Below are 26924 nucleotides of genomic sequence, written 5' to 3' on the forward strand. Positions count from 1 at the left end.
CCTGCTTACAAAGGTAGGCCGCTCCCTCGGGGCGGTCAACGACGCGATGTGGCCGTCATGGTGACGGTCCGACGGAGAGGAGCGTGACGAGACGATGGGGCAGACCCCGCAGCACGGCCCGGCGGGCGCATACCGCAGGGATGCGCAGGGCACCCGGCTGCGTCTGCTCGACGCGGCCTCGGAACTGTTCGCGGAGCGCGGTTACGAACGGGCGACGGTACGGGACATCGCCGCCCGCGCCGGGGCCAACCAGGCCCTGCTGTTCCGCTACTTCGGCTCGAAGAAGGCCCTGTTCGGAGAGGTGATGGCGCGCGGCGGACAGGAGCAGCTGCGGACCACCCCCGCCGAGCGGCTGTTCGAGGTCGCGCTGCGCGGCATGCTGGCCGGCGGCGCGGAATCCGACCGTTCGCTGGAGGTCTGCCTGCGCTCGATCGGCGGCAGCGACGAGATCGCGGACGCGCTGCGGGGGTTGGGGGAGGAGTACGCGGACGTGCTCGCCACGCTCTCCCGCTCCGACAACGGCGGACTCCGCGCCGATCTGGCGCTCTCCTGGCTGCTGGGAATTGGCTTGATGCGGGTGGTGGTCGCCAAGGAACCACTGGCGAGCGCGGACCCCGACACGGTCTGCGCGCTCGTCACGGGCGCCCTGGGAAGCCTGCTCGAAAGCCTGCCGGACGGCGGGGAGCAGGCGGACGTGCTGCGTTCCAGTGACTCCGCGGCGGGGCACCACCAGAGGGGTGAAACGCCACTCTAACGTCGCGTTTGCAGAGGATATTCCTTTTCTGCAGATTCGAGTGAAGGTGGGAACATGCTCCGTTCGATCCCTCGTGGCCTCGCAGTGGCCGGGTTGACCGCGGCCGTCCTGGTCGTGCCGGCAGCGGGCGCCGCCACCGCGTCCCCCAACGGCGCGCAGCGCGCACTGTGCGACATGCACTGCGGCAAGGACCACACCGGCAGCAAGGGCCACAGCGGCAACAAGAGCAAGGACCACAAGGGCAAGAAGGGCAAGGGCCACAAGAAGGACGGCTACGAGTACGGCCGTCACCTCTTCCACCCGCACGGCTTCCCCTACGGACTGGGCAGGGACGGCCTGCTCGGCCTCGGGCTGCTCGGGCTCGTCTGACACCCACCAGGTAGTCCACCCAGTGGGCCCGGGGCCTCCTCCCGGGCCCACTGCCGCGTGCCGGGGCGCAGGGGAGCCGCCTGCCAGGCGTATCGGAGTCGACGCGGCGTCCTGTTCCGCCCTTCGTTCCCGCACCCGGCGACCACCCCGGCGGCCGCCGGCCAACGGGCCCGTCGAGCGCGATCCGTCCCTCGTGGAGTCCGTATGTCACCATCCGCCGCGTGCAGGAGGAACCGCCGGCGCACCGTGCGCGCCCTGGCCCTTCTGGTGGCCGTCGGCGCCGTCCTCGCCGGGCTCGTCCAGGCCACCCCGCCGCCCCCCACGGACCACGAGACCCTCGATCCGCGTATCACCGCGGTCCTGCGAAAGCCCGCCTACCGGCACGCCCAGTGGGGCCTGTTCCAGCAGGACCCGCGGACCGGAAAGGTGACCCGGTCCCGCAACGCCGACCAGTTCTTCATCCCCGGGTCCACGGCCAAACTGTTCGGCGTCAGCGGCACCTGGCACACCCTGGGCGGCGGCCACCGCTTCGTCACACCGCTGCACGCCGTCGGCACGCGCCGCAACGCGACGCTCCAGGGCGATCTCGACCTGGTCGCGCAGGGGGACCTGACACTCGGCGGCAGGACGCGCAAGAACGGCACCGTCGCCTTCACCACCATCGACCACACCTACGCCAACGACATCCCCGGCGCCACCCTCACCCCGCAGAACCCGCTGGCCGGCGTCGACCAGCTCGCCCGGCAGGTGCGTGCCACGGGAATCCGCCGGATCGAGGGCGATGTGGTCGTCGACGCACGGCTGTTCCGCCCGGACCCGACGCTCGACCCAACGCCCACCCCACTGATCATCAACGACAACGTCATCGATCTGCTGACCTCCCCCGGCAGCGCAGCGGGCGCACCGGCCGGCCTGGAGGTGCGCCCGAAGGTCGCGCCGTACCGGGTCACCTCCTCCGTCCGCACCGTCGCCGCCGGCAAGCCGACCGACATCTCCGTCAAGGCCTCCGCCGACGGCACCCGCATCCAGCTGTCCGGCACCATCGCCGCCGGCTCGGCCCCCGTCCTGCGGGTGTCGCCCGTCAAGGACCCGAACGCCTTCGGCCGGACCGCGATGATCGAGGCGCTGAAGCGGGCCGGGGTCGAGGTCACCGCCCCCGCCGTCGGCCCCAACCCCGCCACCCGGTTGCCGCGCTCCTACCAGGGCGTGCCCACCGTCGCCCGGTACACCTCCCCGCCGTACGCCGAGTACGCCGAGCTCATCCTCAAGGTGAGTCACAACCTCGGGGCGAACCTCGGGATCTGCCTGATGGCCGTGAGCCGGGGCAAGACCGACTGCCAGGACGGATTCCCGGTGCTCGCCGCCTTCCTGGACGGTGCGAAGGTGGACCGCGGGGCCGTCCAGCTCGCGGACGGCCGGGGCGGCAGTCCGGTCGACCGCACCACACCACGGGCCGCGGCTCAGCTCCTGACGTACTGGCAGCACACCGCCGACGCGGACCGCTTTCGCACCTCGCTGCCGATCCTGGGCGTCGACGGCACCCTGGCGGACTCCTGCCGTGACTGCCCGGCACGCGGCAGGGTCTTCGCCAAGACCGGCACCGTGGCGGGCGGTGACGCGCTCAACGACCGGCTGGCCGTGGGCGCCGAGACCACGGCCGGCTATCTGGAGACGGGCAAGGACCGCTTCGACGTGTTCTTCGCCGGCGTCAACGGTGCCTCCACGGCGGGCGCGAACATCGGCGGCGTCCTGTCGATCGGGAACGATGTGGCCGATGTCGCGGCCTACTTGCAGCAGACGAGCGGATAGGGCCCGACCCATCGGACAGCCCCTGGCCGGACTCACCCCGCCTGGCTGCTGTCCTTCAGGCTGCCCCAGCCGTGCCAGCGGTCGATCTCGATCCAGGCACTGACCCGGCGGCGGTCCCGCTGCGGGTACGGCCGCCGGAGGTAGTGCCGGGCCAGCCGGTCGATGTCGGTCAGCTCCTGGTCGTCGCGGAGTTCCCCGACGCGGCCGATGAGGCTGAGGTGGGTGTACCAGTTGCTCTCGTCGAGCACGGTGAGCGTGACCCGGGGATCGCGGCGTACGTGTTCCAGTCGCTTGCGGCCCTCGTCCATGTTGACCAGCACCCGGCCCTCGTCCCAGAGGTACCAGGTGGCCGTGGAGACCGGCTGGCCGTCCGGCCGCAGTGTGGTGATGACGGCCGGATTGGGCTTGGCCAGCATGGTGACGGCGGCTTCGGGGAGCGGTGGTTTCGACATGGGAGGCACTCTCGGTTCGCTGCGGTAGGGGGACGTGCTGCCTTCGGATGCGTCGCCGCCGTGGGGTGCGTCGCCGCGTCCGGTACGTCGCCGCACTCGGTGCGCCGCTGCGGTCATCTTCGCGCCTATGGCCCGTCACCCTCTGGGAGGCGCGGCCTTCCGCGGGAGGGAACCGTCCCCGTCCGCCAGCGGGGGAGGCGCGGTGGGCGGGGCGGTGGTGCCGGGTGCCGCGGCGGGTCCCTTCTTCAGGGTGTCGAGGATGGCCAGGCCCTGGCCGACGATGGCGGAGGCGATCTCGTCGATGCCGTCGGTGCCGTTGAGGACGGTGAGCCGGGAGCCGGAGATGCCCTCGGCGGCGGCCTGGGCCAGCGCCGGGAGGTTCTCGACGGTGCGGTTGGCGGCGATCAGCTCCTGGTTGCCGTCCCGGAGCGAGGCGGCGAGCGCGGTATTGGCGTCGGCGCGCGCCTGGGCGAGCGCGCGTTCGGTGTAGGCACGGGCGTCCGCCTCGAAGCGGACCTGGTCGCGCCGCGCCTCCGCCAAGGTGCGCAGCCGGTAGGCCTCGGCGTCCGCGGGGCGGCGGACCTCGGCCTCCAGACGCCGGGCGGCCAGCGCGGCCTGCCGCTCGGCCAGTGCCGTCTGCTCCTCGATGACCTGCTGTGAGGCCCTGGCCTGGGACAACGGACCGGCCTGTGCGGCGCTGGCGTTGTACTGCTCGGTCTCGGCCAGGAACCCGGCCCGTTTGATCGCGGTGTCCCGTTCGTACCTCGCCTTCAGCGCCGCCGCCTGCTGCTCCCGCTCGGCCGCCTCCTGGTCGGCCTTCGCCTCGGCGATCCGTGCGGCGCTGGCGACCGCCGCGGCGTGCGGGGCGGCCAGGTTGGTGATGTAGCCGGAGGTGTCGCCGATCTCCTGGATCTGCAGGGCGTCGACGACGATGCCGAGCTTCTCCATCTCGGAGTGACTGCCGTCCTTGACCTCCTGGGCGACCCGGTCCCGCTCCCGGATGATCTGCTCGACGGTCAGCCCGCCGACGATCGAGCGCAGATGGCCGGCGAAGATCCGCCCCACCAGCTCCTCCATGGTGTCCTGCTCGTCCAGGAACCGTCGCGCGGCGTTGGCGATCGACGTCGGGTCGTCGCCGACCTTGAAGACGGCGACCGCCCGGACGGCGAGCCGGATGCCCTGCTGGGTGACGCAGTCCTCGGAGATCTCCGCCTCCCGCAGCGACAGCGACAGCAGACTCGCCTTCTGCTTGACGGGCATGACCCAGCAGCCATGGCCCGTGACGATACGGAACTGCGCGTCCCCCGCACGGCGCTTCGAGCCGGAGATCAACAGCGCCTCGTTCGGCGCGGGAACATGCCAGAACAACATCACAAGGCTCCTGGTCCGGTGCGGCCGGCCCGGGTACTCCGGGCGGGGACGGCGCGGAGCGGGGGAGGCATCCCCGGCTCGGCCGTACGGGCTCCGGTCCGGGTCAGGCGGCCGGCAGCGGCGCGACGATCACCGACCGCGCCGAGGTGTGGTCCACCACGACGACCTGCGTATGGCGGGCGATGGGCTCTCGGGACCAGGCGGCGAAGGCCTCGGTCCCGCCGCGTACGGGCAGCAGCACCTCGCCCGGACCGTCGCTCGGGATCGAGACGGTCACCCGCCCGATCGCGCCGATCGGGTCGAAGTCCGTGTCATCCCTCGCGCTCACCCGGGCTCCGTCGCTGGTCAAAGCCGCTGTCGGCCCGGAAGCCGGGCAGCGGGAAATCTCGACAACTCAACGGTACTCCGGGCGATCCGGCCGGCTCAGGAGTCCAGCCGGGCGGGCCGGGCCGCTGGGACCGGCCGGCGCGCGGGCAGCACGTCGGGGGCGCGGTGCGGCCGGAGGGCGGTCAGCGCGGTCTCGGTCTCCTCCATCAGGCAGCGGTACGAGACCAGCCGCTGCCATTCGGGGTCGGCGACCCCCGGTACCGTGGCGGCGCGCTCCGTCCAAATCCGCACCAGCGTGGCGTACAACGGGGTCTGGTGGGCGACCTCGGCGGTGATCCACCGGGGCATGGATCCGGGGCGCGGGAGGGAAGTCTGTCCGTGACCTGCGACGGTGCCGGAGGTAGGAGCGCTCATGGCCGTTGAAACGATCCTGCGGGCCTGGGGTCACTGCGTATTTTTGCGGCTCCCCGCACATGCGTCCTTCCGAGGGGGGCGAAACACCCTCGAATATCACCCCATGCAGTGATCTATTGCCGGGAAGCAGTCCAATCCGGACGAAGGAACGTTGTCGCAGTCATGGAACCGAGGGAGTTGTGGGAGCGCCACGCGGTACTCGCACAGGCGTTTTGCAGCAGCGATGACGAGGTCCGCCGGACGCAGGGACTCCTCGACGAGGCCGAGGTCCGCCGGTCGCGGACGCTGGCCGCCTTCGCCGTGACCGTGGGCAGCGACGCGGTGGTGGCGGACCTGCTCGGCCTGGACGAACGCGAAGTACGCCTGGCCCGCCGCACGGTGGGCAAGGACGACGCCCGCGCGGTCGCCAAGAGCCTGCTCGCCCAGCCCGCCCACCCCGCCAACGAGCAGCCGCCCGCGGGCGAGCAGACCGCCGCCCGGGAGCAGCCCCCCGCCCAGCCGGCCGCCGCCCACCAGCAGGGGCAGAGCGGCGCCCACCCCGCCGCGCACCCCTCGGCCCAGGCCGCCGCGCCCGGCCAGGTTCCGCCCGGCCACACCGGCGCACCGGCGGCCGGCCCGCCCCAGGCCGCCCCGCCCCCGTCCACCCCACCCCAGGCCGCCCCGCCCCAGACCGCCCCGCCCCAGGCCACTGCGCCCCAGGCCACCGACTCGGCCTGGGCGCCGGCCCTGGACGCGATCCTGATGAGCAGCTGGCACACCGGAGTCGACCTCACGGCCCTGGCCACCGAACTCGGTCTCGACGTCCGCTTCCTCGTGGCCCGCGCCCAGCAGTTGGCCCCCGAGAACCGCCAGAGCCCGCAGACCCCACCACCGGACCGCATCGGCCGCCACCGCCGGATGGCCACGCTCCAGCCCTCCCAGCAGTCCGAGACTCCGCATCTGGCCTGGCGCGAGCGACCCTCGCAGCCCCCACGGGAGGCGTACGAGCACGAACCCTGGAAACAGCAGCAGTACGCGGGCTATCAGAACAACGCGGATTACCGGGGCTATCAGGAGTACCAGGGCTATCAGAACTACCAGGGCAACCAGAACTACCAGGACTACCAGGTGTACCAAGGGCAACAGCCCGCCCCCGCCACCTGGGACCCCAGCGCCATCACCACCGCCCAGCACGACTGGGACGGCATCCTCAGCCAATGGGAAGCCTCCACGCCCACCCCGGCGCCGGGCGGTCACGGAGGCACCTGACGCCGGCTCCCAGGAGCGATCCGCCGTCGATTACAGTGGTCGGCGGGCCGTGACTGGCGCTTGGGTGGAGTACCACCGGGAAGCGGCCCGGCCGCCCCCGGCCATCTGCCGCGCGCCTGGGCGATCCCTCACGACGCTCAGGAGCACCCGATGTCCCAGACCGCCCGCCTCATGGACGGCAGCGCACTGGCCCGCCGCATCGTCGAGCAGGCCGCGGACCGCGCGGCGGCCCTCACCCGGGAGACCGGCCAGGCCCCCTGCCTGGCCACCGTACTGGTCGGTGACGACCCCGCCTCCGCGACATACGTACGGATGAAGCGCGCCCGCTGCGAGAAGGCCGGGATCCGGTCGCGGCATGTCGCGCTGCCCGCCGAGACCACGACCGCGGAGCTGGTCGGCACCATCACCGAGCTCTCCGACGACCCCACCGTCCACGGCATCCTCCTCCAGCACCCGGTCGGCCCGCACATCGACGAGCGCGCCGCGTTCGAGGCCATCGCTCCCGAGAAGGACGTCGACGGCGTCACCTACCACTCCTTCGCCACGATGAGCTTCGGTGTCGACGGCTTCGCCTCCTGTACGCCGGCCGGCATCCTCCGCCTCCTCGACCACTACGACGTCGAGCTGGCCGGCAAGCACGCCGTCGTGGTCGGCCGCAGCGCGATCCTCGGCAAGCCCGTCGGGATGCTGCTGCTCGGCCGCAATGCCACCGTCACCTACTGCCACTCCCGCACCACCGACCTCGCGTCGATCACCCGGCAGGCCGACGTGCTGATCGCCGCCGTCGGCCGGCCCCGTCTGCTCACCGGCGAACACATCAAGCCGGGTGCGGTCGTCATCGACGCCGGCTACAACCCCGGCAACGTCGGCGATGTGGACTTCGACTCCGCGAGCAGCCGCGCCTCCCTGATCACCCCGGTCCCCGGCGGCGTCGGCCCCATGACCATCGCCACCCTGCTCACCCAGACCGTCGACGCCGCGGCCCGTCAGTCGACGGCGGTCTGACGGCGCGGCACCGAGGTCCCGTGCGGGGCGGGAGGGGGCCGGAAGTGTGCGGCGGCGGGCAGTCGCCCTCCGTATGATCGCCAGGGCGATGAACGATCATCAACCGGAGGGTGAACGGCCATGGTGGAACAGCGCGTTGTCATCGTGACGGGCGGCGGTACGGGCATCGGTGCCGCCACCGCCCGGCTGCTGCGGGCGGCCTGCCATCAGGTGGTGGTCTCCGGCCGCCGGCCCGAACCGCTGCACCGCCTCGCCGAGGAGACCGGCGCCCTGGCCCACCCCTCCGACACCGCCGACCCCGAGGCCGTCCAGGGCCTGGTCGATGCGGCCGTGTCGGCGTACGGACGGCTCGACGGGCTGGTCCTCAACGCCGGCATCGGCCGCAGCGGTTCCGTCGGCGATCTGTCGATCGAGGACTGGGAGGCCGTGATGACCACCAACGTCACCGGCCCGTTCCTCCTCCAACGCGCCGCCCTGCCACACCTGTTGGCGGCACGCGGCTCGGTCGTCGCCGTCGCCTCGGTCTCCGCCCTGCGCAACGGCGCCGGCAACGCCGCCTATGCGACCTCCAAGGCGGCCCTGCTCCAGCTCTGCCGCTCCCTCGCCGTCGACTACGGGCGCGACGGACTCCGCGCCAACATCGTCTGCCCCAGCTGGGTGCGTACGGACATGGCCGACCGGCGGATGGCGCGGTTCGCCGACGAGTCCGGCCTCACCGGCGGCATCGACGCCGCGTACGAGGAAGCGACCCGGCTGCTCCCCGTCGGCCGCCCCGGCGAGCCGCACGAGGTCGCCGAGGCCGTCGACTGGCTCCTCTCGCCCGCCGCGTCCTTCGTCAACGGCGCGGTCCTCACCGTCGACGGCGGCGCCACGGCCGTCGACATCGGCGGCGCCGCGTTCACCTTCCGTCTGGAGCCGCGTGGCGACGGCGAGGACCGCGGCCGCTGACGGCCGGGGCGGCGCCTTCCCGGGCGGGAGGTCAGGTGGTGGCCGGCTGGGTGGCGCGGGCGAGTTCGCGGCGGTGTCGCATGAAGGGGCGGGGCCGGTTGAGGGCGAGGACGGCGGTGGGGCGCCCGTCGCGTTCGTAGCAGGCGAGGAAGCTGCGGTCGTCGGGCGAGCCCTCGACGAGGCGCGGGGTGTCGGCGGGGCCCCGCCGGCCGGCGAACTGGATGCGTACGCCGTACTGGTCGGACCAGAAGTAGGGCAGCGCCTGGTGGGTGGCGACGGTGCTGCCGGCCAGCAGGTTCCGGGCGGCCACCGCGGCCTGCTCGGTCGCGCCGGTCCAGTGTTCGGTGCGGGTGCCGGCCACCCTGGCGACATCGCCGACGGCCACGACGTTGGGCAGCGGGGTGACGCAGCCGGCATCGCAGCGCACGCCGTCGTCGAGCGGCAGCCCGGAGCCGGCGAGCCAGTCGGTGTTCGGGCGTACGCCGATGCCGGTGACCACGACCTCGGCGGGCAGCAGCCGGCCGTCGGACAGCTCGACCGCGGTGACCCGCCGTTCGGTGCCGCCACCGTCGTGCAGGCGGGCGACGCCGGTGCCGGTGAGGAGGGTGACGCCGTGGTCCGCGTGGAGGGCGGAGCAGATCCGGGCCATCTCGTCGCCGAGTTGGGGCAGCAGCGGCAGGGGCGCGGCCTCGACGACGGTGACGTCATGGCCGAGGGCGGCGCACGAGGCGGCGACCTCGGCACCGATGAAGCCGGCGCCGATCACCACGACCCTGACCGGGCCCCGGACGAGGTCCGCGCGCAGTGCCCGGGCGTCGTCGAGGGTGCGCAGGGTGTGCGCTCCGCCGGGCGCGGGGCCGGCCAGGTGGCGGGGGGCGGCGCCGGTGGCGACGACCACGCCGTCGGTGCTCAGGGTCCGGTCGCCGTCGAGGAGCACCGAGCCCGCGGCGGTGTCGAGGCCGACGGCCCGGGTGCCCAGCAGCCATTCGGCGTCGAGTCCGGCGATCTCCTCGGCGTCGGCGAGGGCCAGTTGGTCCTGGCCCGCCGAGCCGGTGAGGAAGTCCTTGGACAGTGGCGGCCGGTCGTAGGGGCGGTGCCGCTCGTCCCCGACGATCACCAGGCGGCCCTCGAACCCCTGGGCGCGCAGGGCCCGCGCGGCGTACAGCCCCGCCAGCGACGCCCCGATGACAGCGACCGAGTTCATGCGGCGGTGCCCTCCTCGGCGGCGTGGTGGACGTAGATCATGCCGTCCTCGACGGTCACGGGATGGGTGCGCACCGCCCGGCGTGCGGGCAGGCAGGTGGGCGCTCCGGTGCGGAGATCGAATGAAGCGGCGTGCAGCGGGCATTCGACCAGACACCCCTCCAGCCAGCCGTCCGCGAGCGAGGCGTCCTGGTGGGTGCAGGTGTCGTCGATGGCGTACAGCTGCCCGTCGGCGTTGAAGACGGCGATCGGAGGTGCGGTGTCGATGCGTACGGACTCGCCTGCGGGCAGGTCGGCGAGCGGGCAGACAGGAATCACAGGACCCCCCTGTTACTGTTCGGTATCATCGAGTTTCGCGTTGCGCACGATGAAGCGCTATGCGCAACAGAATCCAGACGGGGAGCGTGTGCGTCAAGCGATCCCCGCAAATGCCGAGCGCACGGAATCGGACCCGCGACCGGGTTCCCAGGTGGTGAGATCCCACAGATGACGGACAACGTGGAGGGGCGGCCGGAAGGCAGACCGCCGAAGGGGCCCGCGAGCGTGGTGCAGTCGGTGGACCGGGCAGTGACCGTTCTGGAGATCCTCGCGCGGCTGGGCGAGGCCGGGGTGACCGAGGTCGCCGACGAGCTGGGTGTGCACAAGTCGACCGCGTTCCGGCTGCTCGGCGTGCTGGAGAGCCGCGGGCTGGTGGGTCAGGAGCAGGAGCGCGGCAAGTACTACCTCGGCGCCGGAGTGCTGCGGCTGGCCGGTGCGGCCGCCGTACGGCTGGACATCTCCCAGGAGGGCGCGGCGGTGTGCAAGCAGCTGGCCGACGAGCTGGGCGAGACGGTCAACATCGCGGTGCTGGAGAGCGATGCCGCGGTCAACATCATGCAGGCGCGCGGCCCGGCCTCGGTCACCGCGCAGAACTGGCTCGGCCGCCGTACACCGCTGCACGCCACCTCCAGCGGCAAGGCGCTGCTCGCCCATCAGCCCGCACCGGTCCAGGAGGCGGTCCTGGGGCGGAAGTTGCCGCGGCTCACCGAGCGGACGGTCACCTCGGCCGCCGAGCTGCGCCGGCAGCTCGGGGAGGTCGTCGAGCGGGGGTTCGCGGTGGCGGTCGAGGAGTTGGAGCTCGGGCTGCGCGCGGTCGCCGCGCCGGTGCGGGCGCACGACGGCTCGGTGATCGGGGCGATCAGCGTTTCGGTGCCCGCCTACCGGCTGGACGAGGAGCGGCTGCCCCAGGTCGTCAAGGGCACCGTCGCCGCGGCCGAGGAGCTCTCGCGGCGGATGGGGTACGCCTGTTGAGGGGCTGACGGGCACGGGTGGCGCGGGCGGGGCCGGAGCGGTTGTTCCGGCCCCGCGGCTGTGTGCGGACGTGTCACGAGCCTTTTACCAAGTGCTGGGGCGTACCTCTTGACGGTGCCGAGGCCGCGTTCCCACTATGTCTCTCATCGCGCAACCAGTCGTGCACTGCGCAACACCGAGGGGTAGGGCATGCCACACGAAGTCCATGCCGTCGTCGCGGCGAAACAAGGCGCACCGGTCGAGCTGCGGACGATCCTGGTGCCGGATCCCGGGCCGGGCGAAGTGCTCGTCGCCGTACAGGCCTGCGGGGTGTGCCACACCGATCTGCACTATCGCGACGGCGCGATCAACGACGCGTTCCCCTTCCTGCTCGGCCACGAGGCGGCCGGCGTCGTCGAGGCGGTCGGCCCCGACGTCACCGAACTCGCCCCGGGAGACTACGTCGTACTCGCCTGGCGGGCGCCCTGCGGCGGCTGCCGGTCCTGTCGCCGCGGCCGGCCCTGGTACTGCTTCGACTCCCGCAACGCCGCCCAGCCGATGACCCTGCCGGACGGCACCCCGCTCAGCCCCGCGCTCGGCATCGGGGCGTTCGCCGAGAAGACGCTGGTCGCGGCGGGGCAGGCGGTGAAGGTCGATCCGTCGGCGCGCCCGGAGGCCGCGGGACTGATCGGCTGCGGGGTGATGGCCGGGTACGGCGCCGCGGTGCACACCGGGGCCGTCGGCAGCGGTGACACCGTCGCCGTCATCGGCTGCGGCGGCGTCGGCAACGCCGCGATCGCCGGCGCCTCGATCGCCGGGGCGCGCCGGGTCATCGCGATCGACATCGACGAGCGGAAGCTGGACGGCGCCACCCGCTTCGGCGCCACCCACACCGTCAACTCCCGTGGTACGGACGCCATCGAGGCCGTACGGCAGCTCACCGGCGGCAACGGCGCCGATGTCGTCATCGACGCGGTCGGCCGCCCCGAGACCTTCACCCAGGGCTTCTACCTGCGCGACCTGGCCGGGACCCTGGTCCTGGTCGGGGTGCCCGACCCCGACATGCGCATCGAGCTGCCGCTGATCGACCTCTTCTCGCGCGGTGGCGCGCTGAAGTCCTCCTGGTACGGCGACTGCCTGCCCAGCCGCGACTTCCCCCTCCTGATCGACCGCTACCTCGGCGGACGGCTCGACCTCGACGGGTTCGTCACCGAGACGATCGGCCTGGACGAGGTGGAGTCCGCCTTCGACAAGATGCGCGACGGCCAGGTGCTGCGCTCCGTCGTGGTCCTGTAGCGGCGTCCTTCGCACCCCACCGATCCGGTAACGGCGCAGCACTCCCGTCGACCACCCCGACCAGCAGGAGGAGGGGCATGTCCCGCACGCCCGCCAACAGTTCCCGTGTGGTTGTCATCGGCGCCGGCATCGTCGGCTGCTCGCTCGCCGATGAGCTGACCGCCCGCGGCTGGACCGACGTCACCGTCCTCGAACAGGGCCCGCTGCCGGCCCCCGGCGGCTCCACCTCGCACGCCCCGGGCCTGGTCTTCCAGACCAGCCCCTCCAAGACCATGACCGAGTTCGCCGCGTACACGGTGCAGAAGTTCGGCTCCCTGGAGGTCGACGGACTGCCCTGCTTCAACCCGGTCGGCGGTCTGGAGGTCGCCACCACCGAAGCCCGCTGGGCCGATCTGCACCGCAAGGCCGGACTCGCCGCCTCCTGGGGCGTGCGCGGGGAACTCCTCACTCCGCGGCAGTGCAAGCGGCTCTGGCCGATGCTCGACGAGACCGTGCTCCACGGCGGCTTCCACACCCCCGACGACGGACTGGCCCGCGCCCTGCTCGCCTGCCGTTCCCAGATGGAGCGGGCCGCGCGGCACGGCGCCCGCTTCCTGGAACGGCACACCGTCACCGGCATCGAGCGGGAGAACGGCCAGGTCACCGGCGTCGTCACCGACCGGGGCAGCTTCCCCGCCGACCATGTCGTCTCGGCCGCCGGCTTCTGGGGTCCGGTGATCGGCGCGATGGCCGGGGTGGACGTGCCCCTGCTCCCGCTCGCCCACCAGTACGCCAGGACCGCACCGCTTCCCGAGCTCGCGGGTGTCAACGACCCCCGTACCGAGGCGAGCCGGCCGATCCTGCGCTTCCAGGACCGCGACCTGTACTTCCGTGAACACACCGACCGCATCGGCATCGGCTCCTACGCCCACCGCCCGATGCCCGTCGACCCCTTCACCGTCGCCGCCTTCGACGAAGCTCCCGTCATGCCGTCGTCGCTGCCCTTCACCGAGGACGACTTCGCGCCGAGCTGGCAGGACAGCGTCACCCTGCTGCCCGCGCTGGGCGCGTCGGAGGTGGCCGAGGGCTTCAACGGCGTCTTCTCCTTCACCCCCGACGGGATGCCGGTGCTCGGCGAATCCCGCGCACTGCGGGGATTCTGGCTCGCCGAGGCGGTCTGGGTCACCCACTCCGCGGGCGTCGCGAAGGCCGTCGCCGAGTGGATGACGGACGGCCGGCCCGCCACCGACATCCACGAGTGCGACCTCCACCGCTTCGAGGACGCCCAGCGCTCGCCCGCCTACGTCGCCGACCGCGGCGCCCAGAACTTCATCGAGGTCTATGACGTCCTCCACCCCCTGCAGCCCATGGAGCAGCCCCGACCGCTGCGCACCAGCCCCTTCCACGCGCGCCAGCAGCAGCTCGGCGCGTACTTCCTCGAAAGCGGCGGCTGGGAGCGCCCCCACTGGTACGAGGCCAACGCCCCGCTCAGCGAGGGACTCCGCCTCCCCGAGCGCGACGCCTGGTCCGCCCGCTACTGGTCGCCGATCGCCGCCGCCGAGGCGAAGGCGACCCGCGAGAAGGTCGCGCTGTACGACATGACCCCGCTGCGCAGGCTGGAGGTCACCGGCCGGGGCGCGCTGGACTTCCTGGACCGTATGACCACCAACAACCTCCGCAAGAAGCCCGGCGCGGTCACCTACACCCTGCTCCTGGACGAGACCGGCGGTATCCGCTCCGACCTCACCGTCGCCCGCCTGGCCCCCGACCGCTTCCAGGTCGGCGCCAACTCCCCGGCCGACCTCGACTGGCTGCTGCGGCACGCGCCGGACGGCGTCGAGGTCCGCGACATCACCTCCGGCACCTGCTGCGTCGGCGTGTGGGGGCCGCTCGCTCGCGACCTCGTCCAGCCGCTGACCCGCGACGACTTCTCCCACGAGGGCTTCGGCTACTTCCGCGCGAAGCACACCCACCTGGGCCATGTGCCGGTGACGGCGATGCGCCTGTCGTACGTCGGTGAGCTGGGCTGGGAGCTGTACACCACCGCCGACCTGGGACTGCGGCTCTGGGACACCCTGTGGGAGGCGGGCCGGGAACTCGGCGTGATCGCGGCCGGCCGCTCGGCCTTCAACAGCCTGCGCCTGGAGAAGGGCTACCGCGCCTGGGGCGCCGACATGACCGCCGAGCACGACCCGCACGAGGCGGGGGTCGGCTTCGCGGTCCGGGCGGACAAGGAGTTCGTGGGCCGGGCCGCACTCGACGCGAACCGCCCCCTCACCCGCAAACTGACCGCGCTGCTGCTCGACGACCCCGCCGCCAACGTCCTGGGCAAGGAGCCGGTGTACCTCGGCGGTGCGCCCGCGGGCTATGTGACCAGCGCTTCGTACGGCTACACGCTGGGCCGCTGCGTCGCCTACGCCTGGCTGCCGCCGCTCGCCACCGGCACCGGTGTGCACATCGAGTACTTCGGCGAGAAGGTCCCGGCGACCGTCGCCGACGAGCCGCTCTTCGACCCGAAGATGACCCGCATCCGCCGCTAGCGAGACACCCCTGCGGGCCCCGTCCGGTCGATCGGGGCCGGACGGGCCCGCACACCACAGACGCGCCATACGCGCCAGGAGGCCACTGTGTCCCCCACGTACGACGTCATCGTCCTCGGGCTCGGCGGCATGGGCAGCGCCGCGGCCCACCATCTCGCCGCCCGCGGCGCACGGGTCCTGGGCCTGGAGAGGTTCGGCCCGGTGCACAACCGCGGCTCCAGCCACGGTGGTTCGCGCATCATCCGCCAGTCCTACTTCGAGGACCCGGCCTACGTGCCGCTGCTGCTGCGCTCGTACGAGCTGTACGACAAGCTGGAGCGGGCCACCGGCCGTGAGATCGCCACCCTGTGCGGCGGGGTGATGGTCGGCCGCCCCGACAGCCGCACCGTCAGCGGCAGTCTGCAGTCCGCCCGGCAGTGGGACCTGCCGCACGAGATGCTCGACGCCAAGGAGATCCGCCGCCGCTTTCCCACCCTCACCCCCGCCGACGACGAGGTCGCGCTGTACGAGGCGCGGGCCGGGCTCGTCCGGCCGGAGTACACCGTCGCCGCCCACGTCCGACTCGCCACCCAGGACGGTGCCGAGCTGCACTTCGAGGAGCCGGTCACCCGTTGGGAGGAGCTTCCCGGCGGTGCCGGCGTCCGCGTCCACACCCCCGAAGACACCTACACCGCAGGGCAGTTGGTGATCTGCCCGGGCGCCTGGGCGCCTGCGCTGCTCACCGACCTGGGCGTGCCGTTCACCATCGAACGGCAGGTCATGTACTGGTTCGCACCCGACGGCGGCACCGCGCCGTTCGTCCCCGAGCGGCATCCGATCTACATCTGGGAGGACGCGCGGGGCGTCCAGATCTACGGCTTCCCGTCGATCGACGGCCCCGAGGGCGGCGCCAAGGTCGCGTTCTTCCGCAAGGGCACCGTCTGCACCCCCGAGACCATCGAACGCACCGTGCACGACCACGAGGTACGCGCCATGGCCGACCAGCTCGCCCCGCGCATCCCGGCCCTGCCCGGCCGCTTCCTCAAGGCCGCCACCTGCATGTACTCCAACACCCCCGACGAGCACTTCGTGATCACCCGGCACCCCGCGCACCCGGGGACGGTGACCGTCGCCTGCGGCTTCTCCGGGCACGGCTTCAAGTTCGTACCGGTCGTCGGGGAGATCGTCGCCGATCTCGCGCTGACCGGTGCCACCGCGCACCCCATCGAGCTGTTCGACCCTTCCCGCCGCTTCGCCGGAACGCCCCCCGGCCGGCCCGCCGCCGCGGCCGTTTGAGGAGAGCACCCATGACGACCACACCCACCGAGTCCGTGCCGGCGGCGCCCGCCGGGCCCGCGACCGGCGTCGCCCCGAGCCTGATCAGCACCCTCGCCGGCCACTACTACACCGACCCCGAGATCTTCCGCCAGGAGCAGGAGAAGATCTTCGAACGCCTGTGGTTCTGCGCGGTACGCAGCGCCGACCTGGGCCGGCCCGGCGCCTTGCGCACGGTCCGGGTCGGCCGGGAGAGCGTACTGATCACCCGCAACCGCGCCGGTGAGCTGCGCGCCTTCCTCAACATCTGCCGCCACCGCGGCGCGCAGCTGTGCACCGAGGAGTCCGGCGAGGTCCGCCGCAACCTCCAGTGCCCCTACCACGCCTGGACCTACGACCTCGACGGACGCCTGATCGCCGCCCCCAACCTGCAGAAGATGCCGGACATCGACCGCACCGAGCGCGGCCTGGTGACCGTCCCGCTGCGCGAGTGGCTCGGCTACGCCTGGGTGTGTCTGGCCGACGACCCGCCGTCCTTCGAGGACACCGTGATCGGCGCGGCCGTCGAGCGGCTGGGGGACCCGGCCGCCATCGACCGCTACCGCACCGAAGGACTCGCCCTCGGCCGGCGCATCGGCTACGACGTGCGCGCCAACTGGAAGCTCATCATCGAGAACTTCATGGAGTGCTACCACTGCGCCACCATCCACCCCGAACTCACCGACGTCCTCCCGGAGTTCGCCGACGGCTTCGCCGCCCAGTACTACGTCGGCCATGGCGCTGAGTTCGCCGCGGAGGCCGCGGGGTTCACCGTCGACGGCGGCGAGGGCTTCGGCCGGCTGCCCGGCATCGAGGACGTCCAGGACCGCCGCTACTACGCGCTCACCGTCCGGCCGCAGGTGTTCGTCAACCTCGTCCCCGACCACGTCATCGTCCACCGGATGTTCCCCACGGCCCCCGACCGCACCCTCGTCGAGTGCGACTGGCTGTATCTGCCCGAGGTCGTCGACTCCGGCGCCGACGTCTCCCGGTCCGTCGAGCTCTTCCACCGGGTCAACACCCAGGACTTCGACGCCTGCGAGCGGACCCAGCCCGCCATGCACTCCCGCGCCTACCGCGACGGCGGGGTGCTGGTGCCCAGCGAGCACCACATCGGTGCCTTCCACCGCTGGGTCACCGACCGCCTGGCGGGGGAGCGCGGCTGACCTGATCTGAGCCGATCTGGTCTGACCTGGCCTTGCGGAGGGGGCCTACGGCCGGACGGACTCCAGGAGGCCCACGCACCGGCCCAGGAGCGCGACCAGCGATTCCCGCTCCGCGTCGCTGAACTCCGCCGCAAGGGCCCGCTCGACCCGGATGGCGCGGGCGTCCGCGTCGGCCATGACCCTGGTGCCCTCGTCGGTGAGGCGGGTCTCCAGAACGTTCTTGTGCCACCGGTGCGGAGTGCGTTCGATCAGCCCGCGTTCCTGGAGGTTCTTCAGCACGGTGTTCATGGTCGGGGGCGTGACCCCGCACGCCCTGGCCAGCGCCGCGGCCGAGATCCCCGGCTGCTCCGTGAGGAACAGCAGCGCGGCGTACTGCGCGACGGTCAGGCCGGCCGGCTTGAGCACGGCGTACTTGGTCGCATTGAGGGCCTGTTCGGCGCGCTTGATATGCGATCCGAGACGCTCGTCGGCGGGCATGGAGGTCATCCCCGCATCGTAACGAGCGGGCCGGACGAGGAGCGATGGCGCGTGCGCCCGGCGAGACGATCCGCCCGCGCTCATCATTAGCCCCTTAGTTTTAGTTAGAGCATTGACGAGCATTAGAGTTCTAACTTAAGTTGGTGCTCAGCCTCCTGTGGTCCACGATCCGCGATCCGCTGCGCGCCACCGGACGGCCCCCACCACGCAGCCGCCGACCCTCGTCGGTCCCAGGAGAAAGGCCCGCGATGCGCCCCCTGCGACGCCGCCTCACCGCCCTTGCCGCGCTCACCCTCACCCTCACCACCGCCGTGCCGGCCGCCGCGACGCCGGGGGCCGTGCCCGACGCGGCGGGGCACGCCCCCCGGAACGGCCCCCACCCCCGGGTCCACGCCGTCCACGACCTGCCGGACGACCGCGCCTACCCGGAAGGCATCGCCGAGGACCGGCGGACCGGGGACCTCTACGTGGGCTCCTACGCCACCGGGGCCGTCTACCGGATCACCCCCGGCCATCGCGCCGCGAAGGTCTTCCTGCCCGCCGGTGCGGACGGCCGCCACACGGCCAACGGCCTGAAGGTGGACCGCGCGGGGCGCCTGTGGGTGATCGACTCCACCACCGGCGTCGCCGTGTACGACCTGCGCCGGCCCCGCCTCCTCGCCCGCTTCGCCGTCCCCGGCGACGCCCGGACCTTCGTCAACGACCTGGCCGTCGCCCCGGACGGCAGCGCCTACCTCACCGACAGCGCCCGCGCCGTGATCTACCGCGTCACCCCGGACCAGCTCGCGCGCGCCACGACGGGCACGGGCCGCGGCACGCTCACCGTGTACGCCGACCTCTCCGGCGTCCTCGCCCCGCACGACCCCGACGGCTACACCCTCAACGGCATCGTCGCCGACCCCGCCGGACGCTACCTTCTGGCAGCCGACTCGAACGGCGGCGACCTCTACCGCATCGGGCTCCCCTCCGGCGCCCTCACGCGCCTCGCCCTCCACGGCGGCAGCATGCTCCTGGCCGACGGGCTCGACCTGCGCCACGGCACCCTGTGGGCGGCCCACAACACCCGGAACACGGTGAGCCGTTGGCGGCTCCTCGCCGACGGCACCGCCGCCCGTATGGAGCGCCAGGTCACCGACACCGCCCTCCAGGTCCCCACCACCCTCGTACGGCAGCACGGCCGCACCCTGGTGGTCCGCTCCCAGTTCGACAAGGGCGGCCCCATGGGCCCCGGCACCCCGCAGACACCGTTCTCGGTCGCGGCCGTGGACGGGATCTGACGCCGGTAGCCGGTCGGCCGTGGTGACCGCGTGCGACGTCGTGAGCGGGTGGCCGGTGCGTCGGGTTCAGTCGGTGATGTACCACTCGTTCCTGAGGTACTCCAGGGTGTAGCTGCCGAGGTCGCTCTCGGAGAAGGTGGCGGAGGCCCGGACCGCTGCGACCGGCATCTCGATCTTGTCGGGCGTGCGCACGGCGATGCGCTGTGGGTCGACCGTCGCGGTTTTCAGGGCCTTCTTCTGCGCGGGCGAGATCATCTGGAACACGGCGGTGTACGTCGACGTGCACGGGCCGAGCCCCTGGTCCTGCGCCTTCTTCGCGGCGGGCCCGGCCACCTCGCAGACCATGTCGATGTCCTCACGGCCCAGGGCGTGGAGGTACTGCTCGTACCGCCGGATCGCGCCCTGCTTCGTCCTCGGCGCGGGCCGGGCGCCGGTCGGCTCGGCCGACGGCTTCGCGGGCCGACCGGGCCCCGACGGTGTGGCCGACGGCTCTTCGGCCCGCGTGGACGCGGACGACTGCGAAGGCTTCGGGTCCGTGTCCTCCTTCGCCGCGTCGGGACCGCACGCGCACGCCACCAGCGCCACACAGGCCGTTACCGCCACGCTCACCATCGTCCGCGCGCTCATTCGGTCCCCTCACCACCAGCCGACAACACGTCAAGAGGTCACGCTGGATCCGCGGGAACGGTTCCCGAGCCGGCCCAGGCGCACGCGGCGACCCGAAGTGCCCGCAGCGCCTTGCGGGCATGGAACCGCGCGGCTGGTGTCCCCGCCGGGCCCGGTCATTCCTCCGGGCGGATCCAGGTCCGGGCGAGTTCCGCGACCCAGGTGGCCGCCGCGTCGGGGCCGGGCGGGGGTGCGCCGACGACGACGAGTTCGGTGACGCCCGCAGCGGCGAGTGCGGGGAGGTGCTCCGGGGCGCCGTCGCCGAGCGCGACGGCGACGGTGAGCTCGTCGAATGCGCGACCGTGGCGGGCGCATTCGTCGGCGAGGACGGCGAGGCGTGCCGGGACGTCGGCGGCCGGGACGTTGAAGCCGTACCAGCCGTCGGCGTGGGTGACCGCGCGGCGCAAGGCGGCGTCGCTGTTGCCGCCGACCACGACCGGGAGCCGGCCGCCGCGCAGCGGCTTGGGGTTGACCCGGATCGCGTCGAAGCGGGTGAACTCCCCTGTGAAGGAGGCCGGGTCCTCGGCCCAGAGGGTGCGCATCGCGGCGAGGTACTCTTCGGTGCGCCGCCCGCGCCCGGCGAAGGGGACTCCGAGCGCTGCGAATTCCTCGGCCGACCAGCCGACCCCGACCCCGAGGCTGAACCGCCCGGCGGAGAGCACGTCGAGTGTGGCGGCCTGCTTGGCGACCAGGACCGGGTGGTGCTCAGGCAGCAGGAGTACGCCGGAGGCGAGCTCGATGCGGCTGGTGACCGCCGCCGCGAAGGTCAGGGCGAGCAGCGGGTCCAGCCAGTCCGCGTCCGCGGGCACGGCGATCCGGCCGTCCGCGGAGTAGGGGTAGCGGGAGGCGGGCGCGTCCACGAGCACCACGTGCTCGCCGCACCAGAGCCTCGCGAAGCCGTGCGTCTCCGCGGCCGTGGCCACCGCACGGATCACCTCGGGGCGGGCACCGTCACCGATACCGAGCGCATGCAACGCCACTCGCATACTCCACCTCCGGGCGTCACCCTAAGCCCGAAGCGCGCAGCACGGACGTGCCCGGGTGACGTGGCGCGCCGCCCGCGGCCGCCGTTCCGGCCCACTCGGCCAGTGCCGCGTGCCGCTCGTCACGGCGTGCGGCGAGGTCGGTGGTGCGCGTGGCCCAGGCGATGTGGCCGTCGGGGCGCACGAGGACTTCGGCGACGCCGTCGAGAGCGGGGTGGTCGTCGTGCTCGGTGGCGGTGACGGCCTTGACGTGTGAGCCCCAGTTCGGCGGGACGGCCTCGTGGAGGTCCGGGTCGCCGGCGAGGTCGAGGTGGACGAACCGGCCGTCGGGGAGCAGGTCGTAGACCCGTGTCGCGTCGGACCCCGTGGTGGTCAGCCCGATGTCGGGCATCCGCCGTCCCACCAGCGGATCGGCCCCGGGGGCCGCGGGAGGGTAGACGGTGCCGAGTGCGGAGACCTGTGCGGTGAGGCGGCGATTGACCTCCGCCATGCCGAGGAGTTCGTCGAGGAGCCTGCGCAGGGCCGCGCCGGGGCGTCGGTACTGGGGGATGAGGGTCAGCTCCGCGAGCAGTGTCTGGACCTCGGTGTTCTCGGTGACCGCCCGGCCGACCGGCCTGCGCTCCTCGTCGTAGCCGTCCAACAGCCCGGTCCGTGCCCAGCCGTTGACCACGGCGGCCAGTCTCCAGCCCAGGTTCATCGCGTCCTGGAGCCCGGTGTTGAGGCCCTGGCCCGCCGCGGGGAAGTGGATGTGCGCGGCATCGCCCGCAAGCAGGACGCGGCCGGAGCGGTAACTCTCCGCGAGCCGCGTGGCGTTGCCGAAGCGCGACAGCCAGCGGGGATCGGCCACCCCGAGGTCACTGCCGCAGATCCGGACCAACGACGCACGGAACTCCTCCGGGGGCACCGGCTCCCCGGCCGGCACCCGCATGCGCTCCGGGTCCATCAGGACGAACCGGGTGAGGCCGCCCTCCAGCGGCGCGATGAGCACACCACCGTCCTGGGCGGCTTCCAGCGCGGCCGGCGGCGCACCGACGACGGCGAAGTCGCCCAGCATCCCGGTCAGGGTCTCGTCGGTACCGGGGAAGTCGATGCCGGCGGCCTGCCGTACGATGCTCCGCCCGCCGTCGCACCCGACCGCGTACAGCGCGCGCACGGTGTCCACGCCGCCGGGCCCGCGCACGTCCACCGCCACCCCTTCGGAGTCCTGGCTCAGTCCGACGGTCTCGTATCCGCGCAGGATCTCCGCGCCCAGCTCGCGCGCCCGTTCCGCGAGCAGTGCCTCGGTCTGCGCCTGTGCCAGGAAAAGGGTGTACCCGTGCCGGGAGTCGAGGCCGGTGAAGTCCAGCCGCGTCGGCAGCTGAGCGAAGCGCCAGCCGGGCACCGCCCGGCCGTGCGGCAGGAACCGGTCGAGCAGTCCGCGCTGGTCGAGCAGCTCCACGCTGCGCGGATGCAGGCCCTGGAGGAGCAGGCCGCCCTCCAGCCGGGGAACGGCGGCGGCCCGGCCGACCCCGGAGCGCTGCGCGACGCGGTGACGGCGGGCGGCCATCCGCACCTCGCCGCCGCGCTGCCGGCGCTGACCAGCACGGATCTCTCGGCGCACTTCGAGTTCGGACTCGGCCTGCTGATCGAGGGGCTACGGGCGAGGATCTGACGACCGGTACCGGCGCATGCCCACTCGGCTGCGACGACGTGACCGCGGAGGTGCCGGTCCCTCGGGCCACGCCTTCGCGCCGTGGTCGGTCAGGGCAGGATCTCGATGTACCCGTCGGTTCCGTGCACGCGGATCCGCTGCCCGTCCCGGATCAGCCGGGTCGCCCGCTCCACGCCCACGACGGCCGGCAAACCGTACTCCCGGGCGATCACCGCGCCATGGGTCATCAGCCCGCCCACCTCCGTCACCAGGCCCGCGATGCCGACGAACAGCGGCGACCAGCTGGGGTCCGTGAAGGGCGTGACCAGGATGTCGCCCGCTTCGAGATCGGCCTCCGCCATGTCGAGGATGACGCGGGCCCTTCCCTCGACGGTCCCGGCGGACACCGGCAGGCCGATCAGGGCGCCGGCCGGCACGTCGTCGCGCCGGTACGCGCCGGTGACGGCCTCACCGTCCGAGGTCAGCACCCGGGGCGGGGTGAGCGCGTGGTACGACCGGAAGGCGTCCTTGCGCTGCTGGACGAGCCGGTCGTCCACCTGGTGCGAGCGCACGACGTCGTGGAACTCCTGGAACGTGAGGTAGAAGGCGTCCTCCTTCTCAGGAAGCACGCCTGCCTTCACGAGGCGCTCGGCTTCCGCCAACAGGGCCTGCTTGTAGACGAAGTAGCGGCTGACGATGCCGTACTTCGGGTACTCCCGGTACCCGATGAAGGTTCTGACCCGGTCGATCATCCGCTTGGTCTCGTCGGCTTTCCGGTCCCCGTCCGGCAGGGCCCGCAAGCGTGACAGCACCTCCTGTTCCTTCTCCTGCGCCTTCCGCCGGCCTTCCTCGAAGCGCCGCTCGGCGGCGCCCGGCTCGAAGTTCCTGACGTTGTCGAGGATCACGGGCACGAGCGTGGTGGGGCGCTCGCGCCAACGCGGCCGCGTGATGTCGATCTCGCCGACGCAGCGCATGCCGTACCGGTCGAGGTAGGCCTCCAGGGCGTCGCGCGCCTCGGTCCCGCCCGCGAGCTTCGCCAGCTCGTCCAGGAAGCCCTCGTCCTGGACGCCCTCCAGGAACGCCACCACCTCCGGATGCGGGCGGATCACGTCCGCGACGTCGAGCAGCGCCAGGCCCATCTCCGACGTGACGTTGTCGGGGGCGGACAGCGTCAGTGTGTCGGCCGCGTTCTTCTCGCCCAGCCACTCCCGCAGCTGGTCGTTGAGCCACCACGTGGCCTCCATCCCCGCCATGATCGCCTGCATGCTCAGCGGATCACCGAGGACTCGCTTGTGCTCCTCGAAGGCCTCCAGCAGGAAGTCGAACAGCGCCGGTCCGGTCTTCGTCCGGATGTCGCGCTCCAGAGCGGCGACGGATGCCCGACTGCGCTCGATCAGCTCGGTGACCACGGCCGGATCGGGCTCGATCGGGGCGGACCCGCCGCCGACCGGCGGCCCGCCGGACTGTGGCTTGCCGGGAGGGGCGTCCGGGAGCGACGGGACGAAGTCGTCGCGGTCGAGGACGGTCTCCAGAGCGTCCCTGATCAGCGGATCGCCCCTCCCGAGGACGTCCAGGAGGCCGGCGCGGCTCGCGGGCGCGGCCAGGCGCGGGGTGACATCGACGAACAGCCGCCCGCCGGCCTCGTGCATCGGCACCATCGCCGTCAGCTGCCACATGGAGAACCCCAGCGGCTTCATGGGGTCGGTCATCATCTGCCCGTGACCGACGGAGACATAGACGTGATTCTCCTGGTCGCCGTCGCCGGTCTCCGGGATGGGGAACAAGGTCGTGATCGGCCGGCTCTGCACGATCTGGAAGCCGTCGTCGACCAGGCACCATTCGATGTCCTGCGGGCGGCCGAAGTGCGCCTCGATCCGCCGCCCGAGCCGCACGAGCCGCACCACCTGCGCATCCGACAGCGCCGGCTGCTCCTGCCGCTGCGCGTCGATCGCCACTTCCTGCGTACCGCCGGCCGGCAGGGCCTGAACGGCACGCTCCTTGGCGGCGATCGTCCTGCCGACGACTTCGCCGTCCCGCACCTTGAAGACGTCCGGGTTCACCAGGCCGGAGACCAGGGCCTCGCCGAGGCCGAACCCGGCGTCCACGGTGGCGACCTTCCGGTTGCCCGTGACGGGGTCGGCCGTGAACAGGATGCCGGACGCGTGCGGGAAGACCATCTGCTGCACGACCACCGCCATGTGGACCGTACGGTGGTCGATGCCGTTGCGCTGGCGGTAGGTCACGGCCCGCTCGGTGAACAGCGAGGCCCAGCACCGGCTGACGTGCTGCAGGACCGCCGTCGGCCCCACGACGTTCAGATACGTGTCCTGCTGGCCGGCGAACGAGGCCGTCGGCAGGTCCTCCGCCGTCGCGCTGGACCGGACGGCGTAGGCGGCTCGCTCATCGAGCCGGGCGAGTGCGCGGGTGATCGCCGCCGTGAGGTCGTCCGGGACGGCGATCCCTTCGATGGTCCGGCGGATCTGCGCGCTGAGCGTACGGATCGCCTCCCGGTCGTCCGGGTCCAGGCGCGACAGCTGATCGAGCCGCTCGTCGATCGACGGTGCTTCCGCCATGATCCGCCGAAAGGCCTCCGTCGTCACGCAGAAGCCGGCCGGCACGCGGATGCCCTCGATCCGCGACAGCCCGCCCAGGTGCGCGCCCTTGCCGCCGACGACCGCGACCTGCGTCTCGTCGGCCTCGTGAAGATCCCACACGTACTGCTCGATCATCGCGATACCCCCGAGGCGGTCGTGTCCCGTCGCCCTGCACCGGCCGATCGCGTCACCGGCGCCTCCAGCTCTGCCGAACCCCTTGTCGGCACCCCCATCGGTTCGACGTCACCGCGTCCCCCATACGTCGACAACACACGCACGTCGTGCTCCATTTCTGCAGGTTGTGGCCTTGGCCGATGATTTTGCGCCACCACCCGGGCCTTGCCGCAAGCCCCCCAGTGCGCTATAAGTTGAGAGTGGCAAGGAGAGACCTCTCCTTGCCTTTGCCTTTTGCCGTCCTCTCCACCGGTGGAAGATCAACCGTGCGGCGGCCAGGACCTACGCGGGCCGGGCGAAGCGTTCCTTGAGGGCGTTCAGGCCGGTGGCGTAGATGGTGTCGCCGAATTGCCTCTCGATCTCGGGGACGAGTGCGTCGGCGGCCTCGTATGTCGCGACCCAGCGGATCTCGGCGCCCGCCCCGTGCGGCCGCACGGACAGCGTGGAGACGTAGTCGGAGACGGGGGCGGCGGATTCATGGATCGTGTAGCGGAGCATCCGCCGCGCGTCGTCCTTCTCCAGGAGCCGTTCCCGGATGACCACTTGGCCGTTGACGGAGAAGGCCTGTACCGCCCCGGGCGTCTCGGGATCGGCGCCGTCCTCGATCACGGACGGCGGCAGCAGGGGGTGCCAGTCGGCGAGGCCGCCGAACCTGCCGATGATCCGCCAGACGGCGTCGGGGTCGGCGGTGACGACGGCGGTACGGGTCAGGGTGTGCACGGAAGGGCCTCCGATGACTGCGGATTGCGATGACTGCGGGTGGTCTTCGATCCGTCGCTTCCCTCGACGGTTCACCACGTTCCGTCGCCGCGCAGTACGGCGTCGGCCCCGCCGTCGATGAAGACGACCTGGCCGGTGACCAGTTCGTTCTCCGGGGAGGTGAGCCAGGCCAGGAGGGGAGCGATCTGTGCCGGCTGGGCGTGGCCGTGGAGCGGCATGGGGACGGTCGCATCGACGATCTTGCGCAGGTCGGGGCTGGCCAGCATGGGTTCGGTCATCGGGGTGACGACGGTCCCGGGGGCGATGGCGTTGAGGGGGATACCGGCGCCCGCCCAGTCGGCGGTCACGGCGGTGCGGCGAACCCATCGGGCCATGGCGGCCTTGGTCGAGCCGTAGATCGCATAGCCCTCTCCCCGGTCGACCGCTGCCTGGGCGGCGGCCAGCGCCGCTTCCTCGTCACCGGCGAGCGCCGCCTCGGCGATGGCCGTGTCGTGAGGGTGGACGGAGGCGACCGAGGCGATGACGACGGCGCGTGGGTCCGTGCCGGCGGCCAGCAGGGGGCGCAGCCCCTCCAAGGTGGCGACCGCGCCGAAGTAGTTGACGCTGACGGCGCGCGGTTCGAAACCGGCGAGGCCGGCGCCCGCGATCACGGCGTCGAGCCGCCCACCGCTCAACTCGCGTGCGCGCTCGACCAGATGGGCCCGGCCGTCGGGGGTGGCGAGGTCCGCCACGATATCGGCGTCCCTGAGGTCGGCGCCGATGACCGTGTTCCCCTGCTCCCTGAGCCGGGTGGCGGTGGCCTTGCCGATGCCGGAGGCGGATCCGGTGATGAGGTAGGTGCGGGACATGGTCGGCTCCTTCTCTGGGGCTGTACGTTCGCCGGTCGCTGATCGCTGTTCACTGCGCGTTTCGGCCGTTGGCCGCACGCGGCCGGTCGCCGATCACCGGTCGCTGATCGCT

The 26924-nt window shown here is 72.4% G+C and carries 26 protein-coding genes and 1 riboswitch; of the genes, 13 read left to right on the plus strand and 13 right to left on the minus strand.

What is annotated here, in order from left to right; all coding sequences use genetic code 11:
- Nucleotides 1-94 precede the first annotated feature (94 nt).
- The 3 genes from ACFWZH_RS32095 to dacB all read left to right on the plus strand — a co-directional run bounded on the left by ACFWZH_RS32095 (nt 95) and on the right by dacB (nt 2932).
- The gene (locus ACFWZH_RS32095; protein WP_384439267.1) at nt 95-754 is read left to right on the plus strand and encodes a TetR/AcrR family transcriptional regulator; all 660 of its coding nucleotides are present in this window, start codon (nt 95-97) and stop codon (nt 752-754) included.
- Between the two features lie 54 nt (nt 755-808).
- Nucleotides 809-1123 carry a hypothetical protein gene (locus tag ACFWZH_RS32100; protein WP_384439270.1) on the plus strand — a complete coding sequence of 105 codons (315 nt, stop codon included), beginning with the start codon at nt 809-811 and terminating at the stop codon, nt 1121-1123.
- Nucleotides 1124-1369: 246 nt separating this feature from the next.
- A complete protein-coding gene (gene dacB / locus ACFWZH_RS32105) occupies nt 1370-2932 on the plus strand; it encodes a D-alanyl-D-alanine carboxypeptidase/D-alanyl-D-alanine-endopeptidase (RefSeq protein ID WP_384439273.1) in 1563 nt (520 codons plus the stop codon).
- 32 nt (nt 2933-2964) lie between these two features.
- On the opposite strand, the gene ACFWZH_RS32110 is transcribed toward dacB, so the two are convergent.
- From ACFWZH_RS32110 to ACFWZH_RS32125, 4 genes are all read right to left on the minus strand, one after another.
- On the minus strand, nt 2965-3384 hold the full coding sequence (locus ACFWZH_RS32110) for a PPOX class F420-dependent oxidoreductase (RefSeq protein WP_384439276.1): 420 nt from the start codon (nt 3382-3384) through the stop codon (nt 2965-2967).
- A gap of 135 nt (nt 3385-3519) precedes the next feature.
- Entirely contained in the window at nt 3520-4755 is a 1236-nt protein-coding gene (locus tag ACFWZH_RS32115) for an SPFH domain-containing protein (RefSeq protein WP_384439279.1), read from the minus strand.
- Nucleotides 4756-4858: 103 nt separating this feature from the next.
- Entirely contained in the window at nt 4859-5083 is a 225-nt protein-coding gene (locus ACFWZH_RS32120) for a hypothetical protein (RefSeq protein ID WP_384439282.1), read from the minus strand.
- Nucleotides 5084-5178: 95 nt separating this feature from the next.
- Nucleotides 5179-5430 (minus strand): hypothetical protein, encoded by a 252-nt coding sequence (locus ACFWZH_RS32125; protein ID WP_384439285.1) that lies wholly within the window; start codon nt 5428-5430, stop codon nt 5179-5181.
- Nucleotides 5431-5658: 228 nt separating this feature from the next.
- On the opposite strand from ACFWZH_RS32125, the gene ACFWZH_RS32130 reads away from it, so the two are divergent.
- From ACFWZH_RS32130 to ACFWZH_RS32140, 3 genes are all read left to right on the plus strand, one after another.
- Entirely contained in the window at nt 5659-6744 is a 1086-nt protein-coding gene (locus ACFWZH_RS32130; RefSeq protein WP_384439288.1) for a hypothetical protein, read from the plus strand.
- Between the two features lie 39 nt (nt 6745-6783).
- A riboswitch (ZMP/ZTP riboswitch) is annotated at nt 6784-6873 on the plus strand.
- A gap of 21 nt (nt 6874-6894) precedes the next feature.
- Complete coding sequence (locus ACFWZH_RS32135) at nt 6895-7749, plus strand: bifunctional 5,10-methylenetetrahydrofolate dehydrogenase/5,10-methenyltetrahydrofolate cyclohydrolase (protein WP_384439291.1); 855 nt, start codon at nt 6895-6897, stop codon at nt 7747-7749.
- 120 nt (nt 7750-7869) lie between these two features.
- Entirely contained in the window at nt 7870-8697 is an 828-nt protein-coding gene (locus ACFWZH_RS32140) for an SDR family NAD(P)-dependent oxidoreductase (protein WP_384439293.1), read from the plus strand.
- Nucleotides 8698-8728: 31 nt separating this feature from the next.
- Here ACFWZH_RS32140 and ACFWZH_RS32145 read toward each other — a convergent pair whose 3' ends face one another.
- On the minus strand, nt 8729-9901 hold the full coding sequence (locus tag ACFWZH_RS32145; RefSeq protein ID WP_384439296.1) for an NAD(P)/FAD-dependent oxidoreductase: 1173 nt from the start codon (nt 9899-9901) through the stop codon (nt 8729-8731).
- The gene (locus ACFWZH_RS32150) at nt 9898-10218 is read right to left on the minus strand and encodes a bifunctional 3-phenylpropionate/cinnamic acid dioxygenase ferredoxin subunit (RefSeq protein WP_384439299.1); all 321 of its coding nucleotides are present in this window, start codon (nt 10216-10218) and stop codon (nt 9898-9900) included. Before ACFWZH_RS32150 ends, ACFWZH_RS32145 begins: the two co-directional genes overlap by 4 nt.
- 168 nt (nt 10219-10386) lie before the next feature.
- Between ACFWZH_RS32150 and ACFWZH_RS32155 the strand changes: the two genes are divergently transcribed.
- The 5 genes from ACFWZH_RS32155 to ACFWZH_RS32175 all read left to right on the plus strand — a co-directional run bounded on the left by ACFWZH_RS32155 (nt 10387) and on the right by ACFWZH_RS32175 (nt 17443).
- Entirely contained in the window at nt 10387-11190 is an 804-nt protein-coding gene (locus ACFWZH_RS32155) for an IclR family transcriptional regulator (protein ID WP_384439302.1), read from the plus strand.
- A gap of 189 nt (nt 11191-11379) precedes the next feature.
- Nucleotides 11380-12465, plus strand: a complete 1086-nt coding sequence (locus ACFWZH_RS32160; protein WP_384439305.1) for an S-(hydroxymethyl)mycothiol dehydrogenase — start codon at nt 11380-11382, stop codon at nt 12463-12465.
- A 77-nt stretch (nt 12466-12542) separates the two neighbouring features.
- Nucleotides 12543-14984 carry an FAD-dependent oxidoreductase gene (locus ACFWZH_RS32165; protein WP_384439308.1) on the plus strand — a complete coding sequence of 814 codons (2442 nt, stop codon included), beginning with the start codon at nt 12543-12545 and terminating at the stop codon, nt 14982-14984.
- Between the two features lie 87 nt (nt 14985-15071).
- On the plus strand, nt 15072-16259 hold the full coding sequence (gene solA, locus ACFWZH_RS32170; protein ID WP_384439311.1) for an N-methyl-L-tryptophan oxidase: 1188 nt from the start codon (nt 15072-15074) through the stop codon (nt 16257-16259).
- Between the two features lie 11 nt (nt 16260-16270).
- Nucleotides 16271-17443: an aromatic ring-hydroxylating dioxygenase subunit alpha gene (locus tag ACFWZH_RS32175; RefSeq protein ID WP_384439314.1), complete on the plus strand. Its 1173-nt coding sequence runs from the start codon at nt 16271-16273 to the stop codon at nt 17441-17443.
- Nucleotides 17444-17488: 45 nt separating this feature from the next.
- Here ACFWZH_RS32175 and ACFWZH_RS32180 read toward each other — a convergent pair whose 3' ends face one another.
- Nucleotides 17489-17929 (minus strand): MarR family winged helix-turn-helix transcriptional regulator, encoded by a 441-nt coding sequence (locus tag ACFWZH_RS32180; RefSeq protein ID WP_384439317.1) that lies wholly within the window; start codon nt 17927-17929, stop codon nt 17489-17491.
- A 239-nt stretch (nt 17930-18168) separates the two neighbouring features.
- On the opposite strand from ACFWZH_RS32180, the gene ACFWZH_RS32185 reads away from it, so the two are divergent.
- Nucleotides 18169-19197: an SMP-30/gluconolactonase/LRE family protein gene (locus ACFWZH_RS32185; protein WP_384439320.1), complete on the plus strand. Its 1029-nt coding sequence runs from the start codon at nt 18169-18171 to the stop codon at nt 19195-19197.
- Nucleotides 19198-19263: 66 nt separating this feature from the next.
- On the opposite strand, the gene ACFWZH_RS32190 is transcribed toward ACFWZH_RS32185, so the two are convergent.
- From ACFWZH_RS32190 to ACFWZH_RS32200, 3 genes are all read right to left on the minus strand, one after another.
- The gene (locus tag ACFWZH_RS32190; protein WP_384439323.1) at nt 19264-19824 is read right to left on the minus strand and encodes a hypothetical protein; all 561 of its coding nucleotides are present in this window, start codon (nt 19822-19824) and stop codon (nt 19264-19266) included.
- A gap of 155 nt (nt 19825-19979) precedes the next feature.
- The gene (locus tag ACFWZH_RS32195) at nt 19980-20849 is read right to left on the minus strand and encodes an LLM class F420-dependent oxidoreductase (RefSeq protein WP_384439326.1); all 870 of its coding nucleotides are present in this window, start codon (nt 20847-20849) and stop codon (nt 19980-19982) included.
- 16 nt (nt 20850-20865) lie between these two features.
- Nucleotides 20866-22392 carry an FAD-dependent monooxygenase gene (locus ACFWZH_RS32200; protein WP_384439329.1) on the minus strand — a complete coding sequence of 509 codons (1527 nt, stop codon included), beginning with the start codon at nt 22390-22392 and terminating at the stop codon, nt 20866-20868.
- Here ACFWZH_RS32200 and ACFWZH_RS32205 point away from each other — a divergent pair.
- Nucleotides 22294-22497, plus strand: coding sequence for a TetR/AcrR family transcriptional regulator C-terminal domain-containing protein (locus ACFWZH_RS32205; RefSeq protein WP_384439332.1), 204 nt, complete (start codon nt 22294-22296; stop codon nt 22495-22497). The two genes, ACFWZH_RS32200 and ACFWZH_RS32205, sit on opposite strands and share 99 nt — an antisense overlap.
- Nucleotides 22498-22586: 89 nt before the next feature.
- On the opposite strand, the gene rph is transcribed toward ACFWZH_RS32205, so the two are convergent.
- From rph to ACFWZH_RS32220, 3 genes are all read right to left on the minus strand, one after another.
- Nucleotides 22587-25205 (minus strand): rifamycin-inactivating phosphotransferase, encoded by a 2619-nt coding sequence (rph, locus tag ACFWZH_RS32210; RefSeq protein WP_384439335.1) that lies wholly within the window; start codon nt 25203-25205, stop codon nt 22587-22589.
- Between the two features lie 321 nt (nt 25206-25526).
- Complete coding sequence (locus ACFWZH_RS32215) at nt 25527-25964, minus strand: SRPBCC family protein (protein ID WP_384439338.1); 438 nt, start codon at nt 25962-25964, stop codon at nt 25527-25529.
- Nucleotides 25965-26035: 71 nt separating this feature from the next.
- Nucleotides 26036-26812 carry an SDR family oxidoreductase gene (locus ACFWZH_RS32220; protein ID WP_384439341.1) on the minus strand — a complete coding sequence of 259 codons (777 nt, stop codon included), beginning with the start codon at nt 26810-26812 and terminating at the stop codon, nt 26036-26038.
- Nucleotides 26813-26924: the final 112 nt, after the last annotated feature.

It is taken from the genome of Streptomyces sp. NPDC059008 (assembly GCF_042749045.1).
Lineage (GTDB): Bacteria > Actinomycetota > Actinomycetes > Streptomycetales > Streptomycetaceae > Streptomyces.